This window comes from Haladaptatus ordinarius (assembly GCF_054177595.1).
The window spans coordinates 1-7,730 of record NZ_JBPEHH010000143.1; the positions used below are offsets into that span (position 1 = coordinate 1).

The 7,730-nt window shown below is 54.8% G+C and carries 10 protein-coding genes and 2 pseudogenes; 7 read left to right on the plus strand and 5 right to left on the minus strand.

Features of this window, described 5'->3' with window-relative positions:
* Nucleotides 1-94 precede the first annotated feature (94 nt).
* Nucleotides 95-598: a zinc ribbon domain-containing protein gene (locus ACR3FF_RS24370; protein ID WP_458190720.1), complete on the minus strand. Its 504-nt coding sequence runs from the start codon at nucleotides 596-598 to the stop codon at nucleotides 95-97.
* A gap of 395 nt (nucleotides 599-993) precedes the next feature.
* Between ACR3FF_RS24370 and ACR3FF_RS24375 the strand changes: the two genes are divergently transcribed.
* The 3 genes and pseudogenes from ACR3FF_RS24375 to ACR3FF_RS24385 all read left to right on the plus strand — a co-directional run.
* On the plus strand, nucleotides 994-1,737 hold the full coding sequence (locus tag ACR3FF_RS24375) for an Lrp/AsnC family transcriptional regulator (protein WP_458190721.1): 744 nt from the start codon (nucleotides 994-996) through the stop codon (nucleotides 1,735-1,737).
* 259 nt (nucleotides 1,738-1,996) lie between these two features.
* Nucleotides 1,997-2,185, plus strand: a pseudogene (locus tag ACR3FF_RS24380) (DUF8025 family protein); the annotation flags it as partial.
* Nucleotides 2,170-2,415: pseudogene (locus ACR3FF_RS24385) on the plus strand (RNA polymerase subunit sigma-70); the annotation flags it as partial. The pseudogenes ACR3FF_RS24380 and ACR3FF_RS24385, both read left to right, overlap by 16 nt.
* Before the next feature lie 30 nt (nucleotides 2,416-2,445).
* On the opposite strand, the gene ACR3FF_RS24390 reads toward ACR3FF_RS24385, so the two are convergent.
* Both ACR3FF_RS24390 and ACR3FF_RS24395 read right to left on the minus strand, forming a co-directional pair.
* Nucleotides 2,446-2,958 (minus strand): DUF8154 family protein, encoded by a 513-nt coding sequence (locus ACR3FF_RS24390; protein WP_458190722.1) that lies wholly within the window; start codon nucleotides 2,956-2,958, stop codon nucleotides 2,446-2,448.
* The gene (locus tag ACR3FF_RS24395; RefSeq protein ID WP_458190723.1) at nucleotides 2,951-3,646 is read right to left on the minus strand and encodes a nucleotidyltransferase domain-containing protein; all 696 of its coding nucleotides are present in this window, start codon (nucleotides 3,644-3,646) and stop codon (nucleotides 2,951-2,953) included. Before ACR3FF_RS24395 ends, ACR3FF_RS24390 begins: the two co-directional genes overlap by 8 nt.
* Nucleotides 3,647-3,751: 105 nt before the next feature.
* Between ACR3FF_RS24395 and ACR3FF_RS27475 the strand changes: the two genes are divergently transcribed.
* The 3 genes from ACR3FF_RS27475 to ACR3FF_RS24405 all read left to right on the plus strand — a co-directional run bounded on the left by ACR3FF_RS27475 (nucleotide 3,752) and on the right by ACR3FF_RS24405 (nucleotide 5,322).
* Nucleotides 3,752-3,856 (plus strand): DUF8129 domain-containing protein, encoded by a 105-nt coding sequence (locus ACR3FF_RS27475; RefSeq protein ID WP_472850168.1) that lies wholly within the window; start codon nucleotides 3,752-3,754, stop codon nucleotides 3,854-3,856.
* Nucleotides 3,857-3,910: 54 nt separating this feature from the next.
* Nucleotides 3,911-4,210, plus strand: coding sequence for a hypothetical protein (locus ACR3FF_RS24400; protein WP_458190724.1), 300 nt, complete (start codon nucleotides 3,911-3,913; stop codon nucleotides 4,208-4,210).
* A 107-nt stretch (nucleotides 4,211-4,317) separates the two neighbouring features.
* Nucleotides 4,318-5,322 carry a DUF6610 family protein gene (locus ACR3FF_RS24405; RefSeq protein WP_458190727.1) on the plus strand — a complete coding sequence of 335 codons (1,005 nt, stop codon included), beginning with the start codon at nucleotides 4,318-4,320 and terminating at the stop codon, nucleotides 5,320-5,322.
* Nucleotides 5,323-5,336: 14 nt separating this feature from the next.
* Here the strand turns inward: ACR3FF_RS24405 and ACR3FF_RS24410 are convergent, their stop codons facing one another.
* Together ACR3FF_RS24410 and ACR3FF_RS24415 are read right to left on the minus strand one after the other, a co-directional pair.
* Nucleotides 5,337-5,579 (minus strand): MarR family transcriptional regulator, encoded by a 243-nt coding sequence (locus tag ACR3FF_RS24410; RefSeq protein ID WP_458190728.1) that lies wholly within the window; start codon nucleotides 5,577-5,579, stop codon nucleotides 5,337-5,339.
* A gap of 284 nt (nucleotides 5,580-5,863) precedes the next feature.
* The gene (locus ACR3FF_RS24415) at nucleotides 5,864-6,478 is read right to left on the minus strand and encodes a response regulator receiver protein (RefSeq protein ID WP_458190725.1); all 615 of its coding nucleotides are present in this window, start codon (nucleotides 6,476-6,478) and stop codon (nucleotides 5,864-5,866) included.
* 799 nt (nucleotides 6,479-7,277) lie between these two features.
* On the opposite strand from ACR3FF_RS24415, the gene ACR3FF_RS24420 reads away from it, so the two are divergent.
* Complete coding sequence (locus ACR3FF_RS24420) at nucleotides 7,278-7,616, plus strand: hypothetical protein (protein WP_458190726.1); 339 nt, start codon at nucleotides 7,278-7,280, stop codon at nucleotides 7,614-7,616.
* The last annotated feature ends 114 nt before the right edge of the window (nucleotides 7,617-7,730 follow it).

Genomic DNA, 7,730 nt, shown 5'->3' on the forward strand with positions numbered 1-7,730 from the left:
AATCTCCCGAACACGTGGTATCGAGAGGCGAGACAACCAGCTCCGTCACGCCAGACGCTTCTTGAGGAGGTGAATGCAGCACTGTATGCTGGTTTTACGTCTTAACCGAATACGAATGCTCCTCCGTCTCAGACTGGTGGACATTCTCACTGCCACAATGTGGGCAGATAGACGCATTTTTATCAAGGTGGCCTCCGCAGGAATCACAGCGGATTTGCTCGGAGTTATGGACGTCTCCGAGATACGCCCAGTGCAGTGATTCTGTTCCATCCGGCCGCGGTTCCCGACGGACGTGATACAGTGAGACGATATCCGTGCAAGCGCCGGAACCATCCTGATCCGGCGGATGCTTACGCACGAGTGCGTACGCATCGTGGTTCTCGATCTGGAGAACCTCCCCAGCTGCGGTCGCCTCAATTTCATCTTCGATGGGGGTACGAAACGCGTCAATACGGCGCTCAACGTACGATAGAACGGCTTTCAGCTCAGAAAGTTCTAATGAGTTAATCCGTTGAATCAGCGCCTCAGGTATAGTATCCGGTGCCTCCCGTTCATCATTTGGGTCACTCATGCTCATATCACCATCTTTCAGAAGCATTGCGCTCGTCCGGCTCACGTAGTGAACCAGGTGAGAACCGCCATGAATGCGGTTCGGACATATTCACGAGGAGAGAAGCAAGCCGATGGACGGTTGCGGTCTCCGGGCTAGTCAGTGAACCCGTCCCATTTGACGTTGTAGCGAGCGTGAACAGTGAAGCCATATACGTAGCTAAACTACGATAAGATAAATATCCACCGTCTTTGCGAACGATTCAATAGCGATACGCCAGATAATCTTCTAATCGTTCGTCTCGCGTATTAAGAACTCTACTGCGGATATAGCGGATATTCTGGCTATCAAAATCTTACTGGAATCAGAAACCAAGCCGGAAGTCAATCATACACCTAATGATAACTTAAAAGGTCATACGGAATCAATCTCGTACTATAAATATGCCCCTTCAGATCGATACCGTCGACGAACGGATCCTGTATTATCTGTCGCAGGAGGCCCGCCACACATCTGCGCCCGATATCGCGGAGAAAGTCGATGTCTCAGCACCGACCGTGCGGAATCGAATTCGCCGACTTGAGGAAGCGGGCATAATCCGAGGATATCATGCCGATATTAATTATCAGAAGGTTGGCGGACGGCTCACGAACCATTACGTCTGCAGTACGGGATCTCGTGACCGAGAGGAGATGGCCCAACGGATCCTCGATGTCCCGGGCGTAATAAACGTCCGGGAGATCATGTCCGGCAAAGGCGATCTGCGGATTACGGTCGTGGGAACGGATACCGACGAACTCACACGGATCGCACAGGGAATCACATCGCTCGGTATTGAAATCGACGACGAGGATCTGATTCATCGGGAGTATTTCCGCCCCTACGCCCCATTCGGCCCCCGTGATGAAGAGTTGGCTTCACCAGTCACTGGTGTTGCGGGACTTGCTGGTGACGCAGATGTCATTGAAGTTATTGTCAGAGAAGAAGCTCCAATCGCCGGGAAAACGCTCCAAGAAGCGAACGAAGAGGGCCTCATCCCCTCTGATGTGCTGGTCGTCAGAATCAACCGTGATGAAGGAACTATTACGCCAACAGGGCAAACCCTGATTAAGGAGAGCGATTTCGTTACGATTCATTCCCGATCCGGGGTTACTGAAGAGACATTGACCGCGTTCACTGGCCAGTGATCCGTTGCACAAGACGCGGAACGAATCTACAAGCCGCTACACCATGCAATTGATCCACTTATATGGGTGGTAGAGCTCTAAGAAACGTTAATCCGTTTTGCGGTGTCTGTACTAGCAAGTATGGGGTTACTTGAGCTTCTTCGTCGAGCAGGGAGAAGCGATGAGAGTACCCTGTACGAGTGTCGAGACTGTGGGATGTGTGTCTTCCCAGAAAGGGATAAGTGTCCGAACTGTGGTTCTACTGAAATAGCCTGCTACGAATTCTGATACGCCGTACATCGCACTCCCAGCATCAGTCGAAGCGCAAGTCGAAACAGCAAGCAAGCCGTACACAGCTGCTGCCTTCTTCCACTTCAAGGCGACCGGGTCGCTCAAGCGACATCGCGCGTACCACGCCGCCTACAACTCGGGTACATTCTCAGTTGAGTTCGAGACCGATTCGGAATCCCGACTGCAGAAGAGCGCCAGCCCGCTGACGACCTCGATAACACCATCCAGATCGTTCTGGAGCCACGGTCTCAGATCGAGACCGGGATGGTCGACGGACGGCCCGTCATCCCGCTTCAAGATACCGTGGCGTTCGCAAACGAGTACTACGCGACCTTCGAGTCGGCACTCGACATGCTCGGACGGATGTACGACGACGTTGACACTGATACGACCGACCGGATGGACTGACTGGGATTCTTACAAGCTCTCTACGGACGTTCACCCATTACAGCAGCACTCGTACGCCTGCTGACTGAAGTTCTTCACGTGGTCATGGATCGTCACGGAAAGACCGAACATCAGTTCAGCTTGCTCAGCGGTTGCAACCGTATCGCGATAATACGCTGCCGATCGATTATCAGTGTAGAGCGTCTGAAGACGGCGAGCCGTCTCCTCGGAGAAGACACCGAGTGCCGCGGCTCGATTGTAGGCTCGGGCATGGTTCTGGAAGTCGTCAACCGAGTCGGTCGATGCAGAAAGGGCATAGAATTCTAAGGTCCGCTCGATAGCGGCGAACGACATCTCGATGACGCTCGTATGGTAGCCATCGTGTTCACGGAGAGTGCGGCATGCGTCGAGAAGACGGCACGCCTTCCGGAGTTGTATAATCGGAGGCTGATTCGCCTCTGGATCGAGGTTTTCTTCGTACTCGGGGGCGCCAGTCGTGTAGCCGCCGAATGCATCCTCAGCACGATCGAGCGCGTCGAGAACTGACGATGAATCCTCAGGCATTCGTCAGCACTTCCTCCTTGAGATTCCGGAGTGCTTCGCTCTCGTGGAGCGTGATGGCATCCGTGAAAATATCTGTGAGGCGGTCGGCATAGCCGTGGGCCGACTCAATTGACTCAACCATCACTTGGAACTCGTATCGCTCTCCGTCGAACCGTTCCTGGCCGAGTTCCGTTGCGATTTCGTTGGCCCGATGCTGCTCGCCGCGTGAATCTTCTACTAACACCCACAGATCGATATCGCTCTGCCTGTCCGCTTGTCCTCGGGCGACGCTCCCGAAGACGAGGACGCCTCGGACGTTGTCCAGTTCAGTGTGGAGTCGGTCGAGTGCCGTTCGGATGGGCTCGTGAAACTCTGGCTGCGGAATCCGAAGAATGGGATCATCCGGCTTGCTCACTCGCGTTCGATTAATCCCGACTGGGCGCCGATTGCCCTCGGACTCTGCTGTCACGAGGCCGTTATCCTCGAGAACATCGACGGCACTCTTGATTGAGTACGTCGAGTGTTCGGTGAGTCGGCTCAACTCCCGAATCGTGAACGTCTCGTATGGGGTATCGATGAGCAGTCGAAGGATATCGTTCGTGGCTTTATGTCGAAACAACTCCGGATTCGGTGCCGGAACTGGAATCTGAATAGCTCCCCCCTCATTCGACCTCGTAGTCCGGTCGTCCGAGCCATTCTGTTTTGCCATGCCTAACACGTTTGCTCTAACAACACAGTATTTAAAGTATCTTGCGATGGACTACCGGGCAGTTGGACTGAGACTGAACGACGAGATTTCACGATTATTTGTCAGATGGCACTGTTTATCGTCGCCTACGAGAACGCGAATCAACAGCGCATCCAGATTCTCCGTCAGCTCGAAAATCGGGCTAGCGTGATTCGCTCAGAAAATGACTGAATCTCTGGTCATTGGCTGTTTGTCGGCGCCGTCATGGGTGGAGGCTCGAATGGAATGAGCGACCGACCCGATATCGAGATTCAGCGACAGACCGCGTTTGGAGAAGATGGCCAACTCGAAATTACAGCGACAAGCGTTGAAACCTCACTCGAAGACTTCGGCGCAGAGGTGGATCATCGCGACCGTGATTCACGACTTGATCGACCAGCGGCGAGTCAGTTCGGCGTCGATGACCGGCCCGACGTCGAGCAATCAGCCGAGAGTGATCAGTCGACACTGTTCGCGGCGACGGCCGACGACCAACAAACGCTGGCGGGAGACGAAGCGAACACGCGCTGTCTGTACGACGATTAACCAACAATCTGCTATCGCTAGTGTTGGTTAAGACGCCCTAACCCAGGTTTTGTCGCCCCCGGTAGAGCTGCGGGGCGCACTCGTCCCGCAGGTGACCTCCTGTGTCGATTCACGACCGTTCCACGACGACCAGCGACAGGACGACAAAAACGTACGCCGACGCTCGCCAGGCAGAGTACGTGGCATTCCTCCATCGCGTGCCGTTCGCACTGGACGCATTGAATATCGGATTCCTTCCTGGCTTTCGCGAGGACTGTAAGTACCAACAATCGCAATTCATCGACCTCGAGTGTCCGGTGGGGATGCTCGATAACGATTTCCGGAATCCAGATCTCGATCGCTACATCGATCGTGTCTTCGAGTACGAACCGGAGGTTGGCGTCATCGGCGGCGCCTACGACGCCGCGGAAGCACGGTCGTACGTTCGGACGATTCGAGAGCTCGAAGCGAGCTTCCCCGACACCAAGTTTATCATCGTTCCCAAGTGTCGGGCGGCAATCGACGCGATTCCAGACGATATCATCCTTGGCTACTCGCGTGGATATGCCGACAAACTCGCCCACGAGTTCTCCGATCCAATCGACTGGCGGGGGCGTCGTGTCCACATCCTCGGGGGAAGCCCACCCAAGCAGTTGGAGGTCATCGACCAGCTGACGCAACCAACGTTGACGGGCGACCCATCAGCCGACATCGTCGGGATGGATTGGAACGGCCTGCATCGGGGTGCGCAGTTCGGCGAGTTCTGGACGCCCGATGGCTGGGACGATAGCGGTCGCGACGCCGATCATGTGACGATCCGAAACACCGTTCGCCATAGTCTCAGTCGTATCCGTGACTTCTGGCAGGCACAGGGCATCTGGCCCGAGTCGCCGCCACAGGCGGAGGGACTCGATCTCGAGTATCAGGGTCCGACACCGAGCGATCTTGAGAGTACAGCTTGTACCGAGTGTGGGACGAACGTGTGGACGACCGAGCGTGAACCGTTCGTTGCCGAGTATGATACGGGAGCTATCTGTGGCTACTGCAGCTACGACTACTATTTCATGCATCGGCAGCGGAATCGACTGGAAGAGGTCGCCGGCGAGCAGAGCGTGTACTTCCCACCGGGGTGAAGCTGGGAGTGCTTTCAGTCGGGGGACTGGAGTTCATAAACGTGCTTTCGAGCGTCCCGCAGGTTCACATGTGACGTTACGAGACCAACGTCCTCCAATTGCGTCACCGCGTACCGAACCGTTCGATCAGGCAATAGGGTTTCATTGGCGAGTTGGCCTTGATCGAGTGGTGCGTGGATGTCAAGCACTTTGGCGACGAGTTTGGCACTCGGAGGAAGCTCACGCAGTTGTGACCGGAACGCAGATCGAGTGAACATCGGCTCCTCACCAGACGTGGATCGGCCCTCGTAGTCGAGTTCACCAGTCACCATAATTGGCTCTGCGTCAAACTACCCTGTAAAGATACCCATCAAACAGACTGATCTGTAATCCTGCCCCACCAGCGATTATAATCGCTACCAACTGCGCGGAAACGGATCGTGTGCCAAGTTATAGGAACAAATTCGTGGGTCGGAGAGCAGACAACGAGTGAGTTAAAGGACGAGTAGCGTACAATCAAGCGCCGTACTCAAAGAGTGTTCGAGTGGCGTGACCGGCGGAGTTAACTTCCAGTATCTGGCGAGCTATCGATTGCATCAGCAAGACCGTCGTCGAGTGACACCTGGAGCGATTCTTCAGGGGCAGATCGAGTGAGTGCTTCATCGAAGCGACGTTGATAAGCGTGATCAGCCGCTGTTGCCGCCTGCTCTGCCTCGATAATCGTTGCGTACGACCGCATCGTACTCGGACTGACGGCAAGTTGTTCAGCACACTGTGCCGTCGGTATCTCGTCTTGGAGCAAGTCACGCAATTGCTCGATGTCGAAGGGAGCGTCGAAATCAGTCTCGCGGAAGAGATGGAGATTGATGCGAGCGCGAGCGACCGTCCGATCACGACTGGCAGCACCGAGTTCGCGTGCAATCGCTGTATCGGAGTAGTTCTCGTGAAAGAGTCGAACGACCCGAACGAGGTCGTCCAGATCTAGTGAGGTCTGAAAGCCGTACTCTATCTGTATCTCTTGGATAATCTCGCGCAGTTGCTCATCGACTGTGGCGCTCGGTTGTAGTGTGCCGGGCTGCTCCTCTTGGGATTCGGTGACCGTCGGTTCATCGGAAACCTCGAGAAAGATGTCACGGAGTCGTTCAGTGCGGTCGGTATTCTCGTCGTTTTCTGTCATTTCCTCGAATAACGAGGTCTCAACACTGCTGCACGATCATCCTATCGGTTATTTCCATTCCCAAACTCACTCGGAATCTCGTTGTCACGGATTTGCGAGACAGTTCTTCTGCAACGACCGCATTTCGTACGATAGCTCGTGATCATATCGAGCCGCTCTTTCCTGAGCCAAATTCTTAACTCACCGAGTGTCTACATTGCAGTTGTTACTGATGTCTCCCCGTGATTCTGACTCCACATCACTCTCGCCGATGGCAGAGGAAGCTCTCACCTATCTTCGGGCCCGCTTTGACCCAGATGAGTCGTTCACATACGAACAAGCGAAACACGTGCTGCAAATGCATGATATGGAATCTGCCCTTGCCGACGATCTGCTCGAAACGTTGTTGCTCCGCGGGTATCTCTACGAAGTTGACGACGAATTGCGCATCACGGAGTAATCCACTCGAACGAGTGGCTGTACCGACTCTTTACGTGCACTGCAATACGATCCTGGACTCGTTTTCAACTGAAGGGACGAAACAAGCTCGTTCGAACCCTTCGTGTTGGAGGTCACATCGGCACGAATCCAGTCGAAATGTGCACTGTTGAACCCGGTGACGGCGGTACCATAGCGTCGCTCTGAAGGAAGAAGCGAAGCGGAAGAAGTGAATGTGTCCAACCTACTCTTCCGCTTCGTCAAACAAGCGGCGTCGCTCGCACAAAAACACTGTGCCGCCAGTCCAACGGCGGTGAGTGACCCGACTGGCAACGGATGTGCCGGCTGGAAGCATCTCACGCTACACTTTCTTCGTGTTCACATGGACGCGACCTACCGCGAAATTGTGGACTGGACGAGCGAGATGGATCGTGTTCGTGCGGTGTTACAGCTTGCACGAACGGCATTTCCCGCGCCCTCAACGCTGTGCCGGTCGTTCGAGAGGGCGCCAATGTCGGTCTGGCGGGCGCTGCTCCGCTCGACAGCAAGCAAGTGCGATCCGGGCTCGCATGGAGCGCTGGATGCCACCTTCTTCGACCGCGAAACGGCATCCAGACACTACCAACACCGCTCGGATCGCCACATACGCACGCTGAAAACGACGGCGCTAGTCGATACAGAGTCGTGTGCCGTGCTCGACTTCCACTGCTCGGCACACTAGTGCTTCGTCAACCATAGATTGTTAAGAGACAATCTGTTAGAGAGGATATGGTAAACAAGGAGTATACGGTTGATCTTTCAGACGAGGAACGCACCGAGCTCGAATCGTTCGTCT